The following is a 24099-nucleotide window of genomic DNA, read 5'->3' on the forward strand; positions in this document are numbered from 1 at the left end:
GGTGCCCTGTTCCCTGATCAACGCGTCCAGGGACTCAACCCACTCGGCAGTCTCTTCCGGATCACGATCAGGCAGCTGGTTAGTCAACCCGCTGAGGATATGGGAGGTATCTTCTCCTGCAGCCACGGCAGCCTCTTTTCGTCATTGAATGCATTAGGCAATATTTTCGTATTGCGAGAAAATATTATTGCTAGATGAGATTACTGCCAGCCTGTCGGCCGGTCAACGTGATGGGTGCCACCAGCGCGGGGATTGCCGCGCGCGGCCCCGAAGGAACGCATTGTGACCGGGCTGGGCACCCTGCGGCACTTGACCCGCAGTGACCCGGGTCATACTCTTATTTCACTATTCAATATCTCGTTTCCGCAATGTGGAATAACAGAAACGACGCAGGTCGGCCTCACCACACGGAATACTCCAAAGAATTGAGACCCCTATGCAAACCCCTCCCACGGCGGGCGTTGATGCTGAGCAGGGCGTGACAGTGCCGTCAGCTCCTGCAGCACATCCCGCCGGCAGCGTTGAAGCCCTCTGCGAATCAGCCAGCGCCGCCTCGGGCACGGCCATCAGCCCTTCCCTGTACAACTCCGATCTTGCCCCAACCAAGCGCGCCGGCCGCAGCTGGACCAGCTACAGCATCTTCACCCTTTGGGCGAATGACGTGCACAGCCTGGGCAACTACGCCTTTGCCATTGGACTGTTTGCCTTGGGCCTGGGTGGGTGGCAGATCCTCATGGCGCTCGGCATTGGCGCGGCGCTGCTGTTCGGACTCCTGACGCTTTCCGGATTCATGGGCGTCAAAACCGGTGTTCCCTTTCCGGTCATGAGCCGCATCAGCTTTGGTATCAGGGGAGCGCAGATTGCCAGCCTCCTCCGCGGTGCCGTGGCTGTGGCCTGGTTCGGCATCCAGACGTACCTCGCTTCCGTGGTGTTCCGCGTGATGCTCGTAGCCATGTTTCCTGCGTTGGCAGACGTGGACAAAGACTCCATCCTGGGCCTGTCCACGCTGGGCTGGATGGCATTCGTGACCCTCTGGGTGGTCCAGTTGGTGATCGTCAGCTTCGGGATGGAAATGATCCGCAAGTACGAGGCCTTCGCCGGCCCCGTCATCCTTGCCACCATGGCCGCGATGGCCGTCTGGATCTTCGTGGAAGCAGGAGGAAGCATTGCCTGGTCCTCGGACAAGGCCTTGGAAGGGCCGGAAATGTGGCTCACTATTTTCGCCGGCGGCGCCCTGTGGGTGTCCATCTACGGCACCTTCGTCCTGAACTTCTGCGACTTCACCCGCTCCGCGGTATCCAAGAAGGCTGTAGTGCGCGGCAATTTTTGGGGCATCCCCATCAACATGCTGCTCTTCGGAGCCATTGTGGTGGTGATGGCCGGCGGCCAGTTCAAGATCAACGGCACCATCATCAAGAGCCCGTCGGACATCGTCCAGACCATCCCCAACACGCTGTTCCTGGTCCTGGCCTGCCTTGCCCTGCTGATCCTGACCATCGCTGTGAACCTGATGGCCAACTTCGTGGCCCCCGTCTATGCGCTGACCAACCTGTTCCCCAAGCGGCTCAACTTCCGCAAGGCGGCGATGGTCTCGGCCACGATCGGCCTTCTCATCCTGCCCTGGAACCTCTACAACAACCCACTGGTCATTGTGTACTTCCTCGGCGGCCTCGGTGCGCTGCTCGGCCCGCTGTTCGGCGTCGTCATGGCTGACTACTGGCTGATCCGGCGTGGCATGGTCAACGTGCCGGAACTGTATACGGCGTCCCCGGACGGGGCGTACTTCTACAAAAAGGGCGTCAACCCCAGGGCGATCATCGCCATGGTTCCCGCTGCCGTCCTGGCCCTCCTCATCGCCTTCGTTCCGGGGCTGGCCGCCGCGGCGCCGTTCGCCTGGTTCTTTGCCGCCGGTATCGCCGCGGCGCTCTACTTCTTCATCGCCGACCGCAACCAAAGACTCGTGGACCACGACGGCGAGGCCATCGCCGTCGCCAGCACCCACTGAGCCGCAGGACAAAGGACCTTCCCATGCGCATACTCGTCGCAAACGTCAACACCACCTCGTCGATGACCGACTCGATTGCGTCCTCTGCACGCAGCGTGGCCGCAGCCGGGACGGAAATCGTCGGCATCACCCCGAGGTTTGGCGCGGACTCCTGCGAAGGAAACTTCGAAAGCTACCTGGCTGCCATCGCCGTCATGGATGCCGTCACGTCCTACCCGGAACCGTTCGACGCCGTTATCCAGGCCGGCTACGGCGAACACGGCCGCGAAGGGCTGCAGGAGCTCCTGGACGTGCCGGTGGTGGACATCACGGAGGCCGCCGCCAGCACGGCCATGTTCCTGGGCCACAAATACTCCGTGGTCACCACCCTGGACCGCACGGTTCCCCTCATCGAGGACCGGCTGAAGCTGGCCGGGCTGGACGCCAGGTGCGCCTCAGTCCGGGCCAGCGGCATGGCCGTGCTGGAGCTTGAGGAGGAACCGGACCGCGCCGTGGAAGCCATCATCAACCAGGCCATGCTGGCGGTCACCCAGGACAAGGCCGAGGTCATCGTCCTGGGCTGCGGCGGCATGGCCGGGCTGGACGAACAGATCAGGCAGCGGGCCGGCGTTCCCGTGGTGGACGGTGTGGCCGCCGCGGTGACCATCGCTGAATCACTGGTCAGGATGCGCCTGTCCACCTCCAAGGTGCGGACCTTCGCTGCCCCAAGGCCCAAGACCGTCATAGGCTGGCCACTGAACACGCCGGCCGTGCCGGCACAGCTCTGAGCCAGGAGAACACCGTGAGCACCCCCCAGCAGGTCCGAAGAGTAGCCGTCGTCACCGGGGCCGGATCCGGCATCGGCAGGGAGGTTGCCCGGCAGATGCTGGCCGACGGCTACCGCGTGGCACTTGCCGGCCGCCGGGAGGCGCAGCTGAAGGAAACCGCGGATGGCAGCCCGGACGCGCTGGTGGTGCCGTGCGACGTCACCCGGCCCGACGACGTCGAACGGCTTTTCGAGGCGGCCACGCAACAGTGGGGACGGGTGGACGTGCTGTTCAACAACGCCGGCGTCTTTGGCCCGGCGGCCGGTGTGGACGAAATCAGCCTGGAGGACTGGAACGCAACGCTGGCCGTGAACCTCACGGGATCCATGCTGTGTGCCGCCGCAGCGGTACGGGCCATGAAGGCGCAGGAGCCGCAGGGCGGGCGGATCATCAACAACGGCTCCATCTCCGCGCATTCGCCACGCCCCAGGACTGTGGCCTACACCGTCACCAAGCACGCCATGACCGGCCTGACCAAGAGCATTGAACTGGACGGCCGCGGCTACGGCATCACCTGCGGGCAGATCGACATCGGCAACACGGCCACGGAGATCATGGACACCATCGGCGTCGGCTCCGGGGCGCTGCAGGCGGACGGCAGCCGCAAGGTGGAACCCATGTTCCCGGTGGCGGACGCGGCGCGCGCGGTGCTGATGATGGCCAACATGCCCGCCTCGGCCAGCGTGGGCTCGCTAGTGGTCACCGCCGCGGGCATGCCCTTCATCGGACGCGGGTAGCCACCCCGGGCAGTGCTGCGGGGCCGGCCATAAAGAAGGCCCTAGGATCAGGCCATGACCGCAAACAGGGGACTGGCCCTTTTCCGCTTCTGGTTCGCACTGCTGGGCTTCGTGGCGGTGCTGTTCCAGTTCCTGCACCTGGTCCAGAACGTGCCCGGGGCCAAAGCCGGAAACTACTTCAGCTACTTCACCATCGAGTCTAACATCATCGCCTTCGTGACCCTGGCGACCGCGGGCTGGTACGCGTGGAAAGGCAGCAGCCCGCGGTGGCTCGAGCTGCTCCGCGGCGCCGCCACCGTCTACATGACCATTACCGGGATCACGTACAGCCTGCTGCTCAGTGACGTGGACGTGAACACACCCATCCCGTGGATCAATGTAGTGCTGCACTACACCATCCCCACCGTTATGGTCATCGACTGGCTGGTGGACCTGCCCCGGACCCGGATCCCGGTCCGGACCTCCCTGGTGTGGCTCTCGTTTCCGATGCTCTACCTTGCCTACAGCCTGGTCCGGGGCCCCATCGTGGACTGGTACCCGTACCCATTCCTTGATCCGAGGGCTGCCGGCTACGGCACGGTCGCCGTGATGTCGGTCCTGATCGCGCTCGGCGCTTTTGCTTTTGCCGTGGTGGCGGCGCTGTCCACCCGGCTGCAGAACCGGGTCCCGCATGCAGCGGCGCGCCCGGCCGAGGTGGATCCGGCTGCCCGTTCCATCTGACCCGCGGGTGGGGCCAGGTTAGAGGGGGAGCAGGGCCGAGAGGTCCGCACGCAGGCCGGACGCCGCCACTTTGTGGGCAGCGACCGCGTCCGCCCACGCCATCCGGCCGGTGACCATGGCAAGCCAGGTGGCGGCGTCGCACTCAATGACGTTGGGTGGGGTCCCGCGCGTATGCCGTGGGCCTTCCACGCACTGGGTGACGCCAAAGGGCGGAACCCGCACTTCGACCGAGTTGCCCGGCGCCCGCGCCGTCAACTCCTCCAGGGAGTACCGCACGGCAGTGGCCAGGACGGTCCGAGGCAGGGGAGTGCCCGACGGCGGCTGCGCAGCTTCCAGCCATGCCTTCAGCGCTGCCTTGCCTTCCTGGACGTCAATACGACGGCGGGCTACGGCCATGCTCTCAGTCTTCCTTTCGCGTCGGGTGGAGACGGGTGTCAGTCCAGGAGTGCCGAAACCGCCGGCCCCAACCGGATCTTGCCGACCGGCCGGCCGCCGCCCAGCACGGGTTCCACCACCTTCTCCAAGGCGCTGGCAACCCCCGGGATCTCGACCGCGCCGGCAGCGGCAAGCAAGGTCAGGGCCACCAGCGAGGTTGCCCGGATGTTCCCGTCCAGGATTTTCACGGCGACCGAGACCCCCTGGGGCGTGGCCATTGCGAGCACACCCTCGGCCCCGATCTTGGCGATGATCTCCAGCTCGTCCATGACCACGGTGTTGGCTTCGCCGCGGCCCTGGACGGCCCACGGATAATCGAGCATCGACGTGGCGATCGTTGCGGCCCTGGCGCTGTAGCTGTGGTCGCCCGGGGCCTTGGCGAGCTGTGAGTATGCCTGGGCCAGGCCCTTGAGGGAAACGGCCGCTACGGGGGCGCCGCAGCCGTCAATCCCAAGATGGGCGATCTTCCCGCCGGTGTATTCCTCGATGACGCTGCGGACCCGCTGCTGCAGGGGGTGGTTGGGCTCCAGGTAGCTGTGCGTATCCCACCCGTTCTCCGTGCAGGCCCAAAGGAAAGCGGCGTGCTTTCCCGAACAGTTGTAGGCCAGCCGCGACTTTCCCTTCTCGGAGCGCACCAGCCAGTTCCGGGCCGTTTCGTCCTGCGGCCACGCTTCCGGGCACTGCAGCTGGTCTTCGCGGACACCGGCCGCCTTGAGCATTCCAGCCACCACGTCCATGTGGTCCAGGGACCCGGTGTGGCTTCCGCACGCGATGGCCACCTGGGCGCCACGCAGCGGAACGCCGGACTGCATGGACGCCAGCGCCTGGAACGGTTTCAGGGCGGACCGGGCGTAGATGGGCGTATTGATGTCGCCCAGCTCGGTCACCACCGCGCCGTCGGCGGACAGGAGGACGGCGGAACCGATGTGCCGCGACTCCACAAAGCCGCTGCGTTCAATCACAGCCAGTTCGACGGCGGAGTCCACGGTAAAGGTTGCGTGCGGATTGTGCGGCATACGGCCAGTCTATGGGCCAGCCCCTGCCGAACCGTGGTCATCTACGTGGGAGTGGCCATCTACTGAACAGTGGCCATCTACTGAACGGTGACCTTCTACTGAACCGTGACCATTACCGACTGCCAGCCGGAGGCGCCATCGGGGACCGGATCGGCACGCTTGTCCGTCTGGACCTCCCCGGTGCCGTCGGTGGCGCGGACCTTGATGTAGTGCGGGCCCGGCGTGGCATCCCACTCGTAGGACCACTGGCGCCAGGTGACGGTGGAAGCCTCGGTGGAAAGCGTGGCTTCCGCCCAGTCGCCGTTATCGATCTGGATTTCCACCTTGGCGATGCCGCGCGTCTGGGCCCAGGCGGTACCACCCACGGCCACCTTCCCGGCCGGCACTTTGGCGAAGGACTTGGGCACATCCACGCGGGCCATGGTCTTGATGGGACCCCGTTCGGACCAGCCACGCTCGGTCCAGTAGGCCTTGTTGTCCGCGAAACGGGTGACCTCCAGGTCCACCACCCACTTGGTGGCGGAGACGAAGCCGTAGAGCCCGGGAACCACCATCCGCACCGGGTAGCCGTGCTCCAGCGGCAGCGGTTCGCCGTTCATGCCGATAGCCAGCATGGCGTCCCTGTCATCCTGCAGGACCTCCAGGGGAGTGGAGGCGCTGAAACCGTCGATGGACTTTGACAGCACCATGTCCGCACCGTCCTTGGGCTTGGCGCGGGCAAGGACCTCGCGGATGGGAAGTCCCAGCCATTTGGCGTTGCCGGCGAGGTTGCCGCCCACCGGGTTGGACACGCAGGTGAGGGTCACATGGGATTCGATCAGCTGTGCGTCCAGCAGGTCCTTGAAGGTGAGCGTGATCTCCTGCTCCACGAGGCCGTGCACGCGCAGTTGCCAGTCATCAATGTTGATTTCCGGGACGCTCAGGGCCGTATCGATGCGGTAAAAGTCGTTGTTGGGTGTCAGCCACGGGGTGACGCCCGGGACCGGGGACTGGACCCCGGCCGGTACGGGGGACGCCGCCTTTGCCGGCGCCGGCAGCGTGAGCGCTTCGCGTGCCTTGGCGACGTTGCTGCGGGCGGCACCCAGGAGCCTCCCGCCGGTGGCGGCGATACCGGCGGCCACCGCGGTAACCCCGGCAGTGGCAAAGAAGCGCCTGCGGTTGGTGCCCGCACCCTGCTGCGGGGCGTCGTCGTCGTCCGCCTGGTCCGCCGGCGCTTCAGGCCACGTCTTCAGCCCCCACAGCGGCACCATGAGCCGGCGCAGGACCGCCAGGCCGGCAACAGTTCCCAGAATGGACGGGATGGCGTCCGCGCCGCTGACGCCGGAGCGGGTCACCACGCAGGCCACGATCACGGCCCCCATGAACAGGACCCCCAGGACTCCCAGAGCCCACTTCCGGTAGGCCACCACGCCCAGGATGCAGGCCAGCACAGCGATGGTCAGGCCCATGCCCACGAACAGGGCGGCCTTGTCATTGGTCCCAAAGGTGGCGATCGCAAAGTCCTTCATCCACGGCGGGGTGAAGTCGATGAACGTCGAGCCCAAGGCAAACAGGGGCGTTGCCCGGGCGGTGAAGAATGCGCCGATCAGCTCCGCAACGGCAAGTACGACGGCGGCCGCCACCACGCCTGCCAGTGCGGCCAGAGGGGCGGGGCCCGTAATCCGGTTTCGAAGCTTTGTCATGTGTATGGTTCGGAGCGGCGGGCGGCACGGATTGACCGGGCGGGCAAGGACACAGCTTAGGAGCGGAAAGGGTGCACAAAGTACCCTTGGACACTGTGAAGGTACTCGTCATTGGCCCCGGAGGCCGCGAACACGCCATTGTCCGCTCCCTGCTTGCCGACCCCAACGTGTCCGAAGTCCACGCGGCGCCCGGCAATGCCGGGATCAGCAAGCTGGTCCCCACATACAACATCAACGGCAACGATCCCGATGCGGTTGCGGAACTGGCCACCCGGCTCGCCGTGGACCTGGTGGTGGTGGGCCCCGAGGCTCCACTGGCTGCGGGTGTCTCCGACGCCGTTCGTGAAGCCGGTATCCCCGTCTTCGGACCCAGCAAGGCTGCCGCCCAGCTGGAGGCCTCCAAGGCCTTCGCCAAAGAGGTCATGGCGGAGGCCGGCGTCCCCACTGCCATGGCCCTTGTGGCCACCAACGCCGAGGAAGCAGCGTCCGCCCTGGACACCTTTGGTGCCCCGTACGTGGTGAAGGACGACGGCCTGGCTGCCGGCAAGGGCGTAGTGGTCACCAGGAACCGTGACGAAGCCCTGGCCCACGCCCAGTCCTGCTTCGACGCCGGCGGCTCCGTGGTCATCGAGGAATTCCTGGACGGCCCCGAGGTTTCCCTCTTTGTCCTCTGCGACGGTCAGAACACCGTGGCGCTCTCGCCCGCCCAGGATTTTAAGCGCATCTTCGACAACGATGAAGGGCCCAACACCGGCGGCATGGGTGCCTATACCCCGCTCGAGTGGGCCCCCGAGGGCCTGGTGCAGGAAGTCCTCGAAAGGGTAGCCCAGCCCACGGTCAATGAAATGGCCCGCCGCGGAACCCCCTTCGTTGGCGTCCTGTTCGTCGGCCTGGCCCTCACCTCCCGTGGTACCCGGGTGATCGAATTCAACGTCCGTTTCGGTGACCCCGAGACGCAGGCGGTCCTCGCCCGGCTCAAGACCCCCCTCGGTGCGCTGCTGATGGCGGCGGCCAAGGGCGAACTGGACAAGGCAGAAGAGCTGCGGTGGGCCAAGGAAACCGCCGTCGCCGTCGTCATTGCCTCCGAGAACTACCCGGACAAGCCCCGCACGGGCGACCGCATCCGCGGGCTCAAGAAGGTGGAAGCCCTGGACGGCGTGCACGTCATCCACGCCGGAACCGCCCTGGACGGGGACGGCAAGGTGGTTTCGGCCGGCGGCCGCGTCCTGGCGGTCGTCGCCCTGGGCAGCGACCTGGTGGAGGCGCGCGAACGGGCGTACGACGGCGTGGAGCTGGTTCAGCTGGAAGGCTCGCAGTTCCGCAGCGACATCGCCCGCAAGGCCGCCCGCGGCGAAATCAAGGTGCCCTACGGCGCCACGGGCTCCATGCCCATCGTGAAAGCAAAGGCCTGACATGACTACTCCCGAGAACCGCGGCTACGCCACCGACACCTTGGACCTGCCCGGCTGGAAGCACATCTATTCCGGCAAGGTCCGCGACCTCTACGAGCCCGCCGACGAAGCCGTCCTTCAGCGGTTTGGGCAGGACTGCGTGCTGGTGGTGGCCAGCGACCGCATCAGCGCCTACGACCACGTGCTGTCCAGCGAAATCCCCGACAAGGGCCGCATCCTTACCCAGCTCAGCCTCTGGTGGTTCGACCAGCTGGGCGTTGAACACCACGTGCTAGGCTCCACCGTTGAGGACGGTGTTCCGGCCGAGGTTGAAGGCCGGGCCATGATCTGCAAGAAGCTGGACATGTTCCCGGTGGAGTGCATTGCCCGCGGCTACCTCACCGGTTCCGGTCTTGTGGAATACAAGGCGTCCGGAACGGTGTGCAACATCCCGTTGCCGGAGGGGCTGGTGGACGGATCCCGGCTGGAGCACGCGATCTTCACCCCGTCGGCCAAGGCACTGATCGGCGAGCACGACGAGAACATCACCTACGACGCCGTGGTGGCCCTGGTGGGGGACGACATCGCCGGCCGCCTCAGCGAGCTGACCCTGAAGATCTACACGACGGCGGAAAAGATCGCCCGGGAGCGCGGCATCATCCTGGCGGACACCAAGGTGGAATTCGGGTACGACGCCGTCTCGGGCTCGATCACCCTGGGTGACGAGGTGCTGACCCCCGATTCCTCGCGCTTCTGGGACGCAGCCACCTACAAGCCGGGACAGGCCCAGCCGTCCTACGACAAGCAGTACGTGCGTGACTGGCTGACCTCGGCCGAATCCGGCTGGGACAAGTCATCCGACACCCCGCCGCCGGCCCTTCCGGCAGACGTGGTGGACCGTACCCGCAGCCGGTACGTCGAGGCGTACGAGAAGATCACCGGAAAGACCTTTTCCTAGGAAGTAACCAAAAGCCAGGTGAGCCCGCCGTCCGTGGGCTTGCCTGGCTTTTGAGTTAATTGGTCTTTCGGTTGACTGGCCTTCTGGCTTGCGGGCCCTGTGGTCAGCTGGCTTTTGAGGACGCGGCCGCGCGTTTCTGCGCCAGCTTGATTTCAAGGATGGCGTCCAGCGCCTGCTGCACCCGGTCCTGCGCACCGGCTGTAGCGAAGGCTTTCCGGGCTTCTTCCAGATGCACGAGTGCCTCATCGAGTTCTCCGGATGCTTTGAGTGACTTGCCCAGGAGGAGCGAAACTTCACCCGCGGTGTGTTTGGCGAGCTCTGCACGCTCCGCGTGGATTTCGCGGAGTTTTTCGACGGCGGCGACAATGTCCCCCGTCAAATAGAGCCATCGTGCGCGGATGAAGGCGACTTCGAGCTCGTCGCTCTTGGTGCCGTTGACAATGGAGAACGCCAGCTCCGCGCGCTCGATCGCAGCCAGCGTTTCCGGCTCGACGATGCCTGAGGAAAGCCTGACTGCCGCAGACGCCTTGTTGAACCGCGCCCACAACTCAATGTCATTGGCGGGGGAGAGCAGGCGGGCCGCCCGCTCGTGGTGCTTCACGCCCTCGGTGTAGTCGTGGCGCATGAACGCCACATTGCCGACCACCCAAGCGACTTCTCCGGCCAGTTGCGTCATGGCGTCTTCATCGACTTGTCCAAGCAGATCCTGACAGTACTTCCAGGCATCGTCGAGGCGGCCACTTTCGGCCAAGGCACCAATCAGTGCCCTGTATGCGCCGACAGTGATTATTGAGCCCTTGGACAATTGCTGCGCGACCGCTACGGCATCAGTGGCGAGATCGACGGCTGTTGTCAGCTGGCCCTGGCGCTGGTACACCACAGCCAGCATTTGGCGGGCACGCGCCCCCAGCCCCGCGGACTCCCGTGCCATCGGGTGTTCCAGAAGCCTCTCGGTCAACTGCCGGCACTCGAGCAGATCTCCATGTTTCAGCAGGCACTCCGCCTGCATGTAGCTCATGTTCCACCAGGCGCTCGTGTTCCTGCCTTCGAGTGCTATTTGGGCGGCGGAGGCCGCATGACTGGCCGCCAAGGGGTAATCCCTGAGGTCCCAGGCCTGGCGGGCATACAGGCCCGCGAGAACATATTCAGCGTCGCTGACGGAGATGGGTTGGCTCCACGCTTCCAGGGCCTTCGGCGCCAATTCGAGCCTCCGGGCTAATTCCTCAATGACCTCGGCCGTTGGCTCACGACGCCCGGTTTCGAGTAGGGAGATGTAGCTGGGTGAATAAAGGTCTTTGCCCAGCTCAGCCTGGGTCATGCCCCGCTCGAGCCGCTCCGCCCTGAGCTTTTCCCCGAATCCATTGCCCACGGGACTCCTCCTCTTCCGGACTTCGTGCACGGGGGCTTGACAGCCCCTGTGGAAAACATTTTACAATGTGTGTCAACAAGGACAGTGCTGGCTTTGTAACGAATCCGACTCGTATTGAGGAACTTATATGTTGAAGAAGATTGCAGCGGCAGCCGTTCTGGCTGGTGCCTTGGCATTTTCGGCGGCCGCCCCGGCCGTTCTGGCGGCAGGTTCCCTTGCCGACTCCGAGCATGTAGCTGTAGCCACCGGCAACTGGCCTGATCCTGTTTCCGGCAAGGTGAAGAACGACAAGAAGAGCACCACCACCACCGACACAAGCTACGTCACCTACACCGGCAACTGGCCTGACCCCGTCTAAATAGCTTCCTCACAAAAGGAGGCGAAGGCGGCCCCGGAGCAACAGCTCCGGGGCCGTTCCTTTTAAGTGCCGGTGACACTCGCTGGGGGATTTGCCGTAACCACATCGAGATATAGAAAAGAGGGCCTCCGCATGGAGACCCTCTTTTCGTTATGGTCGGGATGACAGGATTTGAACCTGCGACCTCTTCGTCCCGAACGAAGCGCGCTACCAAGCTGCGCTACATCCCGATCCGCTGCAAAAGCAACTTTACAAGGATAGCCGATCGAGGGTCCCGATGCGAAATCCGGACGCCGGGCACCCGCGGGAACCCTAAACCAGCGAATCCTTCCACGCCCCGTGCAGGTCAGCGAACCGGCCGCCCCCGCCAATGAGTTCTTCGGGCGTGCCGTCCTCCACGATCCGGCCGTCGTGGACCACCAGGACCCGGTCCGCCGTCTCCACTGTGGAAAGGCGGTGGGCGATGATGAGCGCAGTCCTCCGCGCTGCCTCCGTGCCGGCCAGCAGCCTGGCCAGTCCGGCCTGCACCAGGCGTTCGGAGGGGATGTCCAGCGAGGAGGTGGCTTCATCCAGGATCAGCACCGCCGGCCGCGCCAGGAATGCCCTGGCAAAGCTGATCAGCTGGCGCTGGCCAGAGGAGACCCTGCCGCCGCGCTTGTTGACGTCCGTGTCGTAGCCTTCCGGAAGTTCCAGGATGAACTCGTGTGCTCCCACTGCCCTGGCAGCCTCTTCGATTTCAGCGCGTGACGCCTCCGGCCTGCCCAAAGCGATGTTGTCCGCCACGGAACCGCTGAAGAGGAACGCTTCCTGGGTAACCATGACAATGTTCCGGCGGAGGTCGGACGTGGCCAGGTCCCGGAGATCCACACCATCCAGGGTGAGCGTGCCGGAGGTGACGTCATAGAACCGGGCGATGAGTTTGGCGAGGGTCGATTTCCCGGCACCCGTCTGGCCCACCAGCGCCACGGTCTGACCGGCGGGGATGTGCAGGTCCAGGGTGGGCACCACCACGGGGCCGTCGCCATAGCGGAACTCGACGTCGTTGAAGTCGATACGCCCGGTGGCGCTGGGCAGGGCAACCGGGTTTTTGGGCGGCCGGACCGTCGGCACCTCTTCGAGGAGTCCGGAGACCTTCTCCAGGGCCGCCTGCGCGCTCTGGAACGAGTTGTAGAACATGGCCATCTGGTCCACGGGCTGGAAGAACCGCTTGGTGGACAGGATGAGGGCCAGGAGCACGCCCACGGCAAGGCCGCCGCCCAGCACGCGGAACCCGCCGAAGAGCAGGACGACGGCGACGCAGACGTTGCCGATCAGCACCAGGCCGGGCTGGAAGATGCCGTTGAGGTTGATGGAGCGGACGGTCACCAGCCGGTAGTCCTCTGCCAGTTTCCCGTAGCGCTCCGAGTTCTCCTTCTCCTTGCGGAAGGCCTTCACGGCGCGGATGCCGGTCATGGTTTCCACGAAATGCACGATCAGCCGGGCAGAGACCACGCGTGATTCCCGGAAGGCGATCTGCGAGTGCTTCTGGTACCAGCGCGACAGGAAGAACATGGGCACGCCGGCGGCCACCACCAGCAGCCCGCTCCGCCAGTCCAGCGCAAAGATGGTGGCGGCGGTGAAGGCCATGAACAATATTCCGGAGGCCAGCGAGCTGACGCCCGAGTCAAGGAGCTCCCGCAGCGCCTCCAGGTCAGAGGTCTGGCGCGCGATGATGCGGCCGGAGGTGTACTTTTCGTGGAACTCCAGGCTGAGCCGCTGGGTGTGGCGGAACACGCGGACCCGGAGGTCCAGCAGCATGGCCTGGCTGAGCCGCGCGGTGGAGGTGACGTACAGGGCGGTCAGTCCCGCCGTCGCGACCGCTGCCAGCAGGTAAGCGACTCCGGTGAACACCAGCGGGAGGTTGTTGCCGGCCTGGAGGGCGGGGAGGGCGTGGTCGATGCCGAAGGCGATCAGGGCAGGACCCGCCACCCGCGCGGCCTGGGAAAGCACCACCATGGCAATCGTCAGCCAGAACCGTACCCGCACGGGACGGATCAGCGACCCCAGCAAGGCGAGCGACCGGCGTCGTACTGCCCGGCTCTCCGCCTTGGTGAGGTGGGCGTTGTCTTCGTTGGCTGTGCCGAACGATGCGGTTGTCATCGGGTCACTTCCTCAGCCTGGTCCTCAAGTGCCGACAGTTCGGTGTCCAGGTCCCGCGGCTCCCGGTCCAGGCTGGCGATGACGTAGCGGTAGTGCTGGTTGCGGCCCAGCAGTTCGGCGTGCGTTCCCACCGCGGCGATGCGCCCGTTTTCCAGCAGCGCCACACGGTCAGCGAGGGCCACCGTGGACGGCCGGTGGGCCACGATGAGAGTGGTGGTGTCCGCCAAAACCTCCCGGAGGCGTGCCTCGACCAGTTCCTCAGTGTGGACATCCAGGGCGGACAGGGGATCATCCAGCACCAGGACGCGCGGACGGGCGGCGATGGCCCGGGCCAGGGCGATGCGCTGCCGCTGGCCGCCGGACAGGCTCAGGCCCTCCTCGCCGATCAGGGTGTCCACGCCCTGGGGCAGTGAGTAGGCGAAGTGGGCCTGCGCCACGTCGAGGGCCTCGTCCAGGACCTCCTCGGAGCGGACGGGCGCGCCGAGCAGGACGTTGTCCCGCACCGAGTTGGAGAAGAGCGTAGTGTCCTCGAAGGCCACCCCCACAATCCTGCGCAGTTCCTCCACCTCGAAGTCCCTGATGTCCACGCCGTCGATGCTGATGGCCCCGCTGGTGACGTCGTACAGGCGCGGCACCAGCTGGATCAGCGCACTTTTGCCGCTGCCCGTGATGCCAACCAGGGCCATGGTTTCCCCGGGCCTGACGTCGAGGTTGATGTCCTTGAGGATCGGCTTGTCCGGGGCATCCTCGAAAGCGAAGGTGGCGTTGGTGAAGTGGAGCGCACCGGCCAGTTCCCCTGGCCGCCGGGGCTCCGCGGGACTGGTGATGGTGTTCCGGGTGTCCATCACTTCGTAGTGTCGGTCGACGGCGGTCTTGGCGGTAAGTGCCATGGCCAGCAGCATGCCGGAGAACTCCACGGGGGAGGCGATGACTGCCGCAGTGGCGAAGAAGGCTACCAGGGAGCCGATGCTCAATTCGCCGCTGGCGCACAGCATGACACCTACCACCAGGCCGGCACCCAGCGCCAGCTCGGGAAGCAAGGTGACCACCAGGGTGAACGTTGCCTGGTGGCGTGCCTTCTCAATCTCCGTCTGCCGCAGTTCCTCAGCCTGCTCGTTGAAATTCTCCAGGGCTTCGCGGCTCCGCCCAAACGCCTTGAGCACGCGGATGCCGTGGACGGATTCCTCCACCGTGGTGGCAAGGTCGCCGGCCTGGTCCTGGCTGCGTCTGGCAACCTTGCTGAACCGGGTGCGGAACCGGAAGCTGTTGATGATGATGGGAACGGCGGCGGCAAGGAAGATCAGGGCCAGCTGCCAGCTCATTGCGAACATGGCCACGATGCCGATGACCACGGTAAGGGTGGTGACCACCAGCATGATGGCACCGAAGGCCATCCACCGCCGGAGGAAGTTCAGGTCGGTCATGGCCCGGGACAGCAGCTGCCCGGAGCCCCAGCGGTCGTGGAAGGAGACGGTCAGTTCCTGGAGATGGTCATAGAGCGACACCCGCATCCGCGTTTCCACGGTGGTGGCGGGGTTGATCACGAACTGCCGGCGCAGGGCCACCAGTCCCGCCTCGGCGACGCCCAGTACCAGGATGACGCCTGCAGAGGTCCAGACTGCCTCCGCCGAACCCCCGGGCTGCAGGGCAGTGTTGACCAGGACCCGCAGCACCTGGGGGATGGTCAAGGCCACCACGCTGGCCAGGAGTGCGCAGAGGAGGCCGAGCAAAAGCCTGGGGATAATCGGCCGGACGTGCGGATAAAGACGGCTGATGGATCGGAAAAAGGGAGTCTGCTTGGCCATGCCCGCTTCTCAAGCTCTAAAACGAATGTAGTTTCCTCTAGCAACAACCCTAAGCCATGGAGTGAGACGATTCACAGGGATGCCGCGGCCCGCTGGCGGCTTCCCCATCTATTGCACTCTGTAATGCGAAGGTCAGCTGGGGGAGGTCAGGGTCAGCAGGACGGCTTCCGGCTTGCAGGCAATCCTGACGGGGGCGAAACGTGAGGTGCCGATCCCGCCCGAGACGTTGACCGGCGTCGTGCTTCCGTTGCTTGACCAGTCGTTGAGGCCCTTGGCGCGCCAGGTGGGAATGTCGCAGTTGGCGATGATGGCGCCGTAACCGGGGATGCACAGCTGGCCGCCGTGCGTGTGGCCGGCCAGCAGCAGGTCTGCGCCGTCTTCCGTAAAGTGGTCCAGCACCCGCTGGTACGGCGCATGGATGACCGCAATCCGGAGGTGGTCATTCGAATCCTGGTTGACCGTTCCCCGAGGCCAGCCGGCATACCTTTCCCGCTTCAGGTGCGGATCATCGACGCCGGAGAAATCGAAGCGCATGCCGTTGAGGACAACCGACTGGTGGCGGTTGGTCAGGTCCACCCAGCCACTCATGCCGAACCCTGAACGCAGGCGCGGCCAGTCCAGGGCAACCGGCTTGGGCTTCACCTTGGACGGTCCCAGCAGGTAGGACGCGGGATTCTTCGGGCTGGGTGCGAAGTAGTCGTTGGAACCCGGGACGAAGACGCCGGGGAACCGCAGCAGCGGCTTCAGGGCATCCAGCAGCGGGTCCACAGCCTTGACGTGGCTGAGGTTGTCGCCTGTATTCACCACCAGGTCCGGCCGGAGGTCGGCCAGGGAACCAAGCCAGTCAGCCTTCTTCTTCTGCCCGGGCACGAAGTGGATGTCGCTCAGGTGCAGGATCCGGAAAGGGGCCCTGCCGGGCGGGAGGATGGCCAGGGTTTCCTCGCGGAGGACGAACTGGTTCTTCTCCCACAGGCCGTACCCGAAAGCGGCCATTCCGGCCGCTGCCCCGGCTCCGGCAGTGACGGCAAAGCCGCGCCCGATTGAACGGGCGCGGCTTGCCAGGCTATCGATATTCATGCGTGTTTAGCCGTTTCCCTTGCCGTTGCCGTTGCCGTTGTTGCTGGGGGCCGGTGCCGGCGCCTGGGTGGCGGGAGCCTGGGGTGCCTGCGTTGACGGGGCCGGGGCTTGGGTAGCCTGCGGCGCAGTGGTGGCGGGGGTGGTGTTCCGGGTGGTGCCGTTGATCATGTTGCTCGGAGGCGCGGGGAACGGGTTGGTCCCGTACGCCGGAGCGATCTTGGTCATGAAGTTGGAGAACATCGGCCCAGCGATCATGTAACCGTCGATGCCCGGGTAGAACTTGCCGTTGACGGTGATGTTCTGTCCCGCGCGGCTCTGACCGCCCAGGGGGTCACCGAACCAGGCGGCAGTGGCCAGGCCGGTGGTATGGCCGACAACCCAGGTGGAACCGTTGTTGTTGGAGGTACCGGTCTTGGCGCCGATGGGGAAGCTGGTCTTGGTCGAAAGGCGCGGCCGGATCAGGGAGCCGGAGCCCTGGTTCATGACTTCCTGCAGCGCGTAGTTCACGCCGCGGGCAACCTCGGGCTTGACGGCATCGCGGCAGCTGCTGGACTGCGCCGGGAGCTGCTTGCCGGTGGCGTCCACAACCGAGGTGATGGCGATGGGCTCGCAGTACTTGCCGTCATTTGCAAACGTGGCGAATGCACTGGCCATGGTGAGCGGTGACGTCTGGGTGGAACCGAGCAGGTTGCCCAGCGTCATCATGTCCACCTTCGGGTGCGGTTCGCTGCCGTCTGCCGAGGGCAGTCCGCTGTGCAGGCCCACGGCGTCGACGATCTTCTGGATGCCGCAGAAGTCCAGCTGCGCTGCCGACGCGAACGTCACGGTGTTGATGGAGTTGTAGAGGCCCTCAAGGACGGTGAGCGGGCGGTACCACTGCGGCTCAGCGTTCTGGAGGTCGTCCGCAGCGCCCAAGGACTTCTGCGCCGTGTTGTACGCGCCGTTGACCTTGCCGCAGGTGTTCTTCCACGGGTAGTTGAGCGGATAGACCCGCTGGGCTGCGTTGACCACGGTGTTCATGGTCTTCCCCTCATTGAGCCACTCAGCAAAGGTGAAGGGCTTCATGGTGGATCCGGGCTGGAAACCGCCCACGCCGTTGAGGTCGTTGCCGTCCTTGTCCAGCTTGTCCACATTGAAGTTCAACTGGGAATCAAAGCCCTGGCCGGGCAGGAACGTGGTGTTCTGGGCCATCGAGACGATCTTGCCAGTACCCGGCTGCACAGACACCATCGAGGAGCCCCACTTATCGGGGTTGGCCCCGGTGGCGGCGTTGACCTGCTCCTGGGCCGTGGCCTGGGCGTTGGGGTCAAGGGTGGTGGTGATGGTCAGGCCGCCGCCGTAGATCAGGCGCTGGCGTTCCTTGACGTCCGCTCCGTACGCCGGGTTGTTCTCCAGCAGGTGCAGGATGTAGTCGCAGAAGTACGGGGCGGACGCGGCGTAAGCGCAGCCCTGCTTCGGCTGGGTCACCTTGGGCTCCACCGGGGTGGCCACGGCGGCCTGGTACTCCTCCGCGGTGATCTTGTTCTGGTCCTTCATCAGGCCCAGCACCAAGTCACGGCGCTGTTTGGACTTCTCCGGGTTGGTGATCGGATCGAAGGCCGAGGGGCTGTTTACCAGGCCTGCCAGGAGCGCCGCCTGCGGCAGGGTCAGGTCCTTGGCGGTGGTGCTGAAGAAGTAGTGGGACGCCGCTTCAATGCCGTAGGCGTCACGGTTGAAGAACACGATGTTCAGGTAGCCCTCAAGGATCTGGTCCTTGGTGAACTCCTTCTCCAGCGCGATGGAGAGCTTCATTTCGCGGAGCTTGTCGCCCACGCCCTTGTTGACGCCGTTGAGCTTGATCTGGTCCTCTTCGCCGGCGGCTGCGAGGTTGGCGTTGAGGACGTTGTTGACGTACTGCTGCGTGATGGTGGACGCACCCTGCTTGTTGCCGCGGGCGGTGGCGACCAGCGCGCGGAGGATGCCGGTGGTGTCCACACCGCCGTGCTCGTAGAACCTGCTGTCCTCCACCGCGATGATGGCATTCTTCATGTTCGGCGAAATCTGGTCCAGCGGAACCTTTGTGCGGTTCTCTGTGTACACGCTGGCGATCTCGCTGCCGTCGGCAGCAAGGATCCTGGTGGTCTGGCTCGGCGGATCAACCTTCAGTTCCGCCGGAAGGGAATCGAAGAAATCGATGGAACCGCTTGCCGCGCTGCCGGAGACGGCGGCGGCAGGGACCAGCAGGCCCGCCACGAGGACACCGCAAATCGCGCTCACACCAAGGAAAAGAAGGATCTTACCCAGTGTGGTGGCAGTGTCGAATAAGGGGTTGTTGCGAGTCGCCATGTTTTCCACTTTACCGGCAAGGGCTACGCTTTCTCTCATGACCAAATGGGAGTACGCGACGATTCCGCTCATCATCCACGCCACAAAGCAGATCCTGGACCAGTGGGGAGAGGACGGCTGGGAGCTCGTCCAGGTAGTCCCCGGACCTGACGGCAACGGCCTTGTCGCCTACCTCAAGAGGGAGAAGCAGTAGCATGAGCACCCCCGCAGAAGCCCAGTCCAGCGCCGCAACGGCGCCGGCATCCGCCGTCGAACAGCGCCTCGCCGAACTTGGCCTCACCCTTCCCGAGGTTGCCGCCCCGGTAGCCTCCTACGTCCCTGCCGTCGTCTCCGGCAGCCACGTCTACACCTCGGGCCAGCTGCCGTTTATTAACGGCAAACTCGAAGCTACGGGCAAGGTGTCCGCCGGTACGGAAGGGTTCGCCGACGAACCCACCGTTTCCCCGGAGGACGCCCAGCGCTACGCGGCTGTCTGCGCGGTCAACGCACTGGCTGCCGTCAAGAGCGTCATCGGGGACCTTGACCGCATCACCCGCATCGTCAAAGTTGTGGGATTCGTCGCCTCGGACCCGACGTTCACGGGCCAGCCCGCGGTTGTCAATGGCGCTTCGGAACTGCTGGGCCGCGTCCTTGGCGACGCCGGGCAGCACGCACGTTCCGCCGTCGGCGTTGCCGTTCTTCCGCTCGACTCTCCCGTAGAGGTCGAGCTGATCGCCGAATTCAGCTAAGACCGGACACTTCCCTTGCCTCACCTCGCACGACGCCTTTTTGCACTGCCCCAGGATCTTGAAGGGGCAGCACAAAGCTGGCTCGAACACGGCGAGCGGACCCCCAGGGCCGCCCGTTACGCATCATCCGTCGTCCTCCTGCGTGATTCCCCCACCGGCCTGGAGACGTGGCTGGGTTACCGGCCCGGCTCCTCGCCGCTGGGGGTCCTCGCGTTCCCCGGCGGGTCCCTCGACCCGTCCGACGACGAGCCCATGGGTTGGCTGGGCCCGTCGCCCCAGCACTGGGCTGAGCAGATGGGAACGGACGACGTCGGGCTGGCGCGGCGCCACGTGGTGGGCGCCATCCGGGAGCTCTTCGAGGAAACAGGCATCCTGCTGGCCGGCCCGGACATGTCCAATACGGTCGAAGCCACCTCAACCTCCGAATGGATGCGTGCACGCGTTGCGGTTGCGGACCAGGAGAAGACCCTGGCCCAGGTGCTGGGCAAGCGCGGGCTCTCCCTGCGCACCGACCTGCTCAAGTCCCTGGTCAACTGGCGCAGCCCCGACTTTGCACACCGCAGGTTCGACACCCGCTACTTTGCGGCCACCCAGCCGCTTGGCCAGGAACCGTCGCTGCTTGAGGGCAAAGGCGTGTGGGGCAGGTGGGTGAACGCCGCGGAGGTGGTCCAGGAGCGGAACACCAGCAAGCTCGGTGACGAGGCAGGCCAGGAGAACACCGTGGGCCGGCCCCTGGGCGAACTGCTTGTGCCGGGTTCCGAGATCATGCTCGAGAAGATGGCGACGGCCAACGGCTGCATCGCGTATCTGAGCTACAAGCGCAAGCCGCACGTGTACCAGCCGGTCCTGGTCGAAGAGGGCGGCAGGCTCATGCTTGAAGTCGAAGCGGCCAAGACTGTGGCGGGGGACCACCAGCGCGAGCGCTGATGCTTCGCCGGGCCGGAGTATAAACTCGTCAGCAAAACCACACCGGGAGCAAGGGGGCGCGTTTGCGCGCAACGGTCAAGGACGTCGCGCGCCTCGCCGGGGTTTCGCCAAAGACGGTCTCGAACGTCATGAACGGAATTGTTCCCGTCAGCGCCCCCACCAGGTTCAAGGTGGAGCAGGCCATGGCGGAACTGGATTACGTGCCCAACCTCTCGGCCCGGGGATTGCGCAACGGCAGGTCTGGCGTCATTGCCCTGGCATTGCCGGACCTGGCCACGCCGTATTCTGCCGAAATTGCGCACAGCGTGGTGGAAGTAGCCCATGAACAGGGCTGGAGCGTGCAGATCGAGGAGACAGGATCCGATCCCACCCGCGAGTACGAATTGATGTCCCGCGCGCGCTCCAACCTGATAGACGGGTTGATCCTCAACCCCGTGGTGCTGGACGAGAGTGCCGTCAAGGTGGGCGTCGCCCTGCCTCCCGTGGTCCTGCTTGGGGAAGTGTCCCAGAAGCTGGCCGACCGTGTGTGGGTGGACAGCGTCGCCGCCGCCCGTGACATGACACTGGCGCTCGGCAGGACGGGCAGGCGGCGTATCGCGGTCCTGGGCGCCGCCGAGGGCAGGGGCTCCGCGGCAGCCGTCCTCCGCACCCGCGGGTACCAGGCCGCGCTTGGCGAACTCGGCATCCCCTGGGACGACTCGTTGATCATCCCGTGCGAAAAGTGGAGCCCGGATACGGCAGCCCATGCTCTTTCCGCCTACCTTGACGCGCACCCGGTGCCCGAGGCGCTGTTCTGTTTCACCGATTCCATGGCGATCGGTGCCCTGAGCGTGTTGTGGAAGCGCGGCCTTCGGGTTCCCGACGATGTGGCCGTTGCCGGTTTCGACGACATCGCGGATGCGAAGTACGCGGTGCCGTCACTGACCACAGTCTCGTTCGACAAGCGCAGGGTGGCCAGCGAGGCCCTGTGGCTCCTCACCGAACGCATGCAGGACCGCGAGGGCCCGCAGCGGGTGGTGGCCGTCGATTACGAAGTCGTGGAGCGGGAAAGCACCTCTTCCTAGGCCCTGCACGCAGCGCCGGCCACTGGCTTGGCCTCGAAGCGAGACCGCGGGATCACTTTGCGAACGCTAACAATTTTTCGTTGCGGGACACATTACATCGATGTAATGTGAGGCCTGCGTCACACCGGAGCCTGCAGGACTGCGATGAGGGACACCCGGCAGCAACGGTTGTGGCAACGGAATGACTTTCAGCGGACCCATCCAAAGGAGTGACGGGTGAAGCAGTTTGATTTTTTCGACGACAGGCAACTGTCCAGGCGCCGGCTGTTGTCCGGAACCGCAGCGTTGGGAAGCGTGTTCGCCGCGGCGGCCTTGTCCGGGTGCGGCGGAAATGCCTCCGCCGCGGCCCCCAGGGATATCCAGTTCTGGCATCTCCTGTCCGGTGGCGACGGCATCAAGATGCAGAACATGATCAGCAAGGTGAACGACGCCAACCCGGCGTTCAAGGTGCACCCGACAGTTCTTGCCTGGGGGCCGCCGTACTACACCAAGCTGGCCATGGCATCGGCCGGCGGCCGTCCGCCGCAGCTGGCCATCATGCATGCCAGCCGCGTTCCCGGCTATGCGCCCGGCGGCCTGATCGACCCATGGGACCTGGACCTGCTGTCAGAGTTCGGCGTCACCAGCCTGAGCTTCGCGCCAAGGATCTGGGACAAGAGCCAGAACAACGGCAAAGTCTTCTCCATCGCCCTGGATTCGCACCCCTTTGTCATGTTCTACAACCGTGACGTGGCGGGAAAGGCAGGACTGCTTGGCAGCAACGGGCAGTTGCAGGAAGCGAAGTCCCCGCAGGACTTCATCAGCATCGCGCGGGAAATGCAGAAAGTGACCCAGGCGCACGGTCTGTCCTTCGGGTACCTCGGCAGCGGGTCACAGATGTGGCGCCTTTTCTACACCCTCTACCGGCAGCACGGGGCAAGCATGGAACTGACCCCCGGCAAGCCAATGGTGGCCGACAACGAGGCCGCCGTTGAGTCCCTGGAATTCATGACCTCCCTGTTCGATGACACCATCGCGGCGCAAAGCGGCGACATCAGCACCGGCATCGCGGAATTCGCCCGCGGGGGATCAGGCATGCTCTTCAGCGGGGTCTGGGAGCTGCCCACCTTCAAGAAGGCAAACCTGCCCGTTGACGCCGCCACCATCCCCACGCTGTTCGGAACGCCGGCCGCCTACGCTGACTCGCATTCCTTCGTGCTTCCCCGGCAGCTGAACGTCGACGACGCCAAGCGCCGCGACGTCTACAAATTCGTCAGCGACATCCTCAAGGGCTCGCTGTCGTGGGCCGAGGCAGGACATATCCCCGCCTTCCAGCCGGTGGTGCAATCCCAGGCCTACCGCGAACTCACGCCCCAGATCCACTACGCCAACGCCGCAGACATCATCGCCTACGACCCGGAGGCCTGGTTCAGCGGATCGGGCTCCGACTGGCAAACGTACTTTGCGGAGACCGTGCAGAACGTGCTCCTCGGCCGCGACAAGGCAACTGATGGCTGGGATGCCTTCGTGCGGCGCACCAACACCCTGCTTTCCCGTCCCAACCCGGTTTGAACCGCCAAGCGACACAGGAGTCCAAATGAGTTCCGTAGCAACATCACACAACAGCGAGGGTCCGGCGGGTTCGCTGCCCGGGCTGTCCCGCCAAAGACTGTCCAGGCAGACGGGGTCCAGGACCGCCGGGTCCCGTTCCCAGGGAAGCAGGGACAACCTCAACGGCTGGGCGTTCGCCGCACCGTTCCTGGCATTCTTCCTGGTCTTCCTCGTCTGGCCCCTCCTTTACGGGCTGTACATGAGCCTGACCGGCAAGTCCCTTACCGGCGCCAACGACAGCCTGATTGGGCTGGCGAACTACAGCGAAGCCCTCGCCGACTCCGACATGTGGCATTCGCTGGGCAACACCCTCTACTTCACGGTCATCAGCACTGTGCCGCTGGTGGTCGTTGCCTTGGTCATGGCCGCCCTGGTCAATGTCGGACTGCCCGCGCAATGGCTGTGGCGGCTGTCCTACTTTGCCCCGTACCTGCTGGCCTCCACCGTTGTCTCCCTGTTCTTCACCTGGATGTACAACCCCCAGTTGGGCCTGATCAACGACTCGCTGGCCAAAATAGGGCTGCCGAAAGTTGCGTGGCTGAACGACCCCGGCGTCGCGATGTGGGCAATCGTCATCGCCACACTGTGGTGGACGGTGGGCTTCAACTTCCTCCTGTACCTGGCGGCGATGCAGAACATCCCCGCCCAGCATTATGAGGCGGCGTCGCTGGACGGCGCCGGTGCCTGGCGGCAGTTCTTCTCCATCACCCTGCCGCAGCTGGCCCCCACCACCGTGATGATCGTGCTCCTCCAGATCCTGGCCTCGCTGAAGATTTTCGACCAGGTCTACCAAATGACAGCCGGCGGCCCCGGCGGCGCCACCCGGCCCGTGGTGCAGTACATCTTCGAAACCGGCTTTACCGGATACCGCCTGGGCTACTCGGCAGCCATCTCCTACATCTTCTTCGGACTGATCGTGGCTGTCTCGGTCATCCAGTTCCTCATCACCCGCCGCAGGAGTGCATAG

21 protein-coding genes and 1 tRNA gene are annotated in these 24099 nt (G+C 65.0%); 13 read left to right on the plus strand and 9 right to left on the minus strand.

The features are described from left to right. The first annotated feature begins 436 nt into the window (after window positions 1–436). The 4 genes from MRBLMD1_RS00005 to MRBLMD1_RS00020 are packed head-to-tail and all read left to right on the plus strand — an operon-like array spanning window position 437 to window position 4268. On the plus strand, window positions 437–2005 hold the full coding sequence (locus tag MRBLMD1_RS00005) for an NCS1 family nucleobase:cation symporter-1 (RefSeq protein WP_275182155.1): 1569 nt from the start codon (window positions 437–439) through the stop codon (window positions 2003–2005). Between the two features lie 23 nt (window positions 2006–2028). Beyond that, window positions 2029–2772 (plus strand): aspartate/glutamate racemase family protein, encoded by a 744-nt coding sequence (locus MRBLMD1_RS00010; protein WP_159630666.1) that lies wholly within the window; start codon window positions 2029–2031, stop codon window positions 2770–2772. A gap of 14 nt (window positions 2773–2786) precedes the next feature. Next, window positions 2787–3548 carry an SDR family oxidoreductase gene (locus MRBLMD1_RS00015; protein ID WP_364396249.1) on the plus strand — a complete coding sequence of 254 codons (762 nt, stop codon included), beginning with the start codon at window positions 2787–2789 and terminating at the stop codon, window positions 3546–3548. 54 nt (window positions 3549–3602) lie between these two features. Next, window positions 3603–4268, plus strand: a complete 666-nt coding sequence (locus tag MRBLMD1_RS00020) for a Pr6Pr family membrane protein (protein WP_364396252.1) — start codon at window positions 3603–3605, stop codon at window positions 4266–4268. Window positions 4269–4286: 18 nt separating this feature from the next. Here MRBLMD1_RS00020 and MRBLMD1_RS00025 read toward each other — a convergent pair whose 3' ends face one another. From MRBLMD1_RS00025 to MRBLMD1_RS00035, 3 genes are all read right to left on the minus strand, one after another. After that, on the minus strand, window positions 4287–4664 hold the full coding sequence (locus MRBLMD1_RS00025) for a sterol carrier family protein (protein ID WP_159630672.1): 378 nt from the start codon (window positions 4662–4664) through the stop codon (window positions 4287–4289). A gap of 38 nt (window positions 4665–4702) precedes the next feature. Beyond that, window positions 4703–5719, minus strand: coding sequence for an asparaginase (locus MRBLMD1_RS00030; protein ID WP_159630674.1), 1017 nt, complete (start codon window positions 5717–5719; stop codon window positions 4703–4705). Window positions 5720–5814: 95 nt separating this feature from the next. Then, window positions 5815–7401: a molybdopterin-dependent oxidoreductase gene (locus MRBLMD1_RS00035; protein ID WP_159630676.1), complete on the minus strand. Its 1587-nt coding sequence runs from the start codon at window positions 7399–7401 to the stop codon at window positions 5815–5817. 95 nt (window positions 7402–7496) lie between these two features. Between MRBLMD1_RS00035 and purD the strand changes: the two genes are divergently transcribed. Together purD and MRBLMD1_RS00045 are read left to right on the plus strand one after the other, a co-directional pair. After that, the gene (purD, locus tag MRBLMD1_RS00040; protein WP_159635163.1) at window positions 7497–8813 is read left to right on the plus strand and encodes a phosphoribosylamine--glycine ligase; all 1317 of its coding nucleotides are present in this window, start codon (window positions 7497–7499) and stop codon (window positions 8811–8813) included. A gap of 1 nt (window position 8814) precedes the next feature. After that, the gene (locus MRBLMD1_RS00045; RefSeq protein ID WP_224027039.1) at window positions 8815–9750 is read left to right on the plus strand and encodes a phosphoribosylaminoimidazolesuccinocarboxamide synthase; all 936 of its coding nucleotides are present in this window, start codon (window positions 8815–8817) and stop codon (window positions 9748–9750) included. A 103-nt stretch (window positions 9751–9853) separates the two neighbouring features. Here the strand turns inward: MRBLMD1_RS00045 and MRBLMD1_RS00050 are convergent, their stop codons facing one another. Next, a complete protein-coding gene (locus MRBLMD1_RS00050; RefSeq protein ID WP_364396257.1) occupies window positions 9854–11119 on the minus strand; it encodes a helix-turn-helix domain-containing protein in 1266 nt (421 codons plus the stop codon). Between the two features lie 127 nt (window positions 11120–11246). Between MRBLMD1_RS00050 and MRBLMD1_RS00055 the strand changes: the two genes are divergently transcribed. Then, complete coding sequence (locus MRBLMD1_RS00055; protein ID WP_364396260.1) at window positions 11247–11477, plus strand: hypothetical protein; 231 nt, start codon at window positions 11247–11249, stop codon at window positions 11475–11477. Between the two features lie 153 nt (window positions 11478–11630). Here the strand turns inward: MRBLMD1_RS00055 and MRBLMD1_RS00060 are convergent. The 5 genes from MRBLMD1_RS00060 to MRBLMD1_RS00080 form a co-directional block, all read right to left on the minus strand. After that, window positions 11631–11707: transfer RNA gene (locus MRBLMD1_RS00060), tRNA-Pro, on the minus strand. A gap of 82 nt (window positions 11708–11789) precedes the next feature. After that, window positions 11790–13616, minus strand: coding sequence for an ABC transporter ATP-binding protein (locus MRBLMD1_RS00065; protein ID WP_364396263.1), 1827 nt, complete (start codon window positions 13614–13616; stop codon window positions 11790–11792). Further along, window positions 13613–15421, minus strand: a complete 1809-nt coding sequence (locus MRBLMD1_RS00070) for an ABC transporter ATP-binding protein (RefSeq protein ID WP_364396266.1) — start codon at window positions 15419–15421, stop codon at window positions 13613–13615. Before MRBLMD1_RS00070 ends, MRBLMD1_RS00065 begins: the two co-directional genes overlap by 4 nt. A gap of 132 nt (window positions 15422–15553) precedes the next feature. Then, a complete protein-coding gene (locus MRBLMD1_RS00075; protein WP_159630688.1) occupies window positions 15554–16498 on the minus strand; it encodes a metallophosphoesterase in 945 nt (314 codons plus the stop codon). A 6-nt stretch (window positions 16499–16504) separates the two neighbouring features. Next, window positions 16505–18823 carry a transglycosylase domain-containing protein gene (locus MRBLMD1_RS00080; protein ID WP_364396269.1) on the minus strand — a complete coding sequence of 773 codons (2319 nt, stop codon included), beginning with the start codon at window positions 18821–18823 and terminating at the stop codon, window positions 16505–16507. 37 nt (window positions 18824–18860) lie between these two features. On the opposite strand from MRBLMD1_RS00080, the gene MRBLMD1_RS00085 reads away from it, so the two are divergent. The 6 genes from MRBLMD1_RS00085 to MRBLMD1_RS00110 all read left to right on the plus strand — a co-directional run bounded on the left by MRBLMD1_RS00085 (window position 18861) and on the right by MRBLMD1_RS00110 (window position 24099). Further along, window positions 18861–19016: a DUF4177 domain-containing protein gene (locus MRBLMD1_RS00085; RefSeq protein WP_009359196.1), complete on the plus strand. Its 156-nt coding sequence runs from the start codon at window positions 18861–18863 to the stop codon at window positions 19014–19016. A 1-nt stretch (window position 19017) separates the two neighbouring features. Next, the gene (locus MRBLMD1_RS00090; protein ID WP_159630690.1) at window positions 19018–19551 is read left to right on the plus strand and encodes a RidA family protein; all 534 of its coding nucleotides are present in this window, start codon (window positions 19018–19020) and stop codon (window positions 19549–19551) included. A gap of 15 nt (window positions 19552–19566) precedes the next feature. Next, complete coding sequence (locus MRBLMD1_RS00095; protein WP_364396273.1) at window positions 19567–20478, plus strand: NUDIX hydrolase; 912 nt, start codon at window positions 19567–19569, stop codon at window positions 20476–20478. Window positions 20479–20540: 62 nt separating this feature from the next. After that, on the plus strand, window positions 20541–21542 hold the full coding sequence (locus MRBLMD1_RS00100; RefSeq protein WP_364396276.1) for a LacI family DNA-binding transcriptional regulator: 1002 nt from the start codon (window positions 20541–20543) through the stop codon (window positions 21540–21542). A gap of 216 nt (window positions 21543–21758) precedes the next feature. Next, the gene (locus MRBLMD1_RS00105; protein WP_364396279.1) at window positions 21759–23093 is read left to right on the plus strand and encodes an extracellular solute-binding protein; all 1335 of its coding nucleotides are present in this window, start codon (window positions 21759–21761) and stop codon (window positions 23091–23093) included. A gap of 82 nt (window positions 23094–23175) precedes the next feature. Further along, window positions 23176–24099 carry a carbohydrate ABC transporter permease gene (locus MRBLMD1_RS00110; RefSeq protein WP_414703667.1) on the plus strand — a complete coding sequence of 308 codons (924 nt, stop codon included), beginning with the start codon at window positions 23176–23178 and terminating at the stop codon, window positions 24097–24099.

Origin of the sequence: Pseudarthrobacter sp. LMD1-1-1.1, assembly GCF_040676255.1 — a bacterium.
GTDB lineage: Bacteria > Actinomycetota > Actinomycetes > Actinomycetales > Micrococcaceae > Arthrobacter.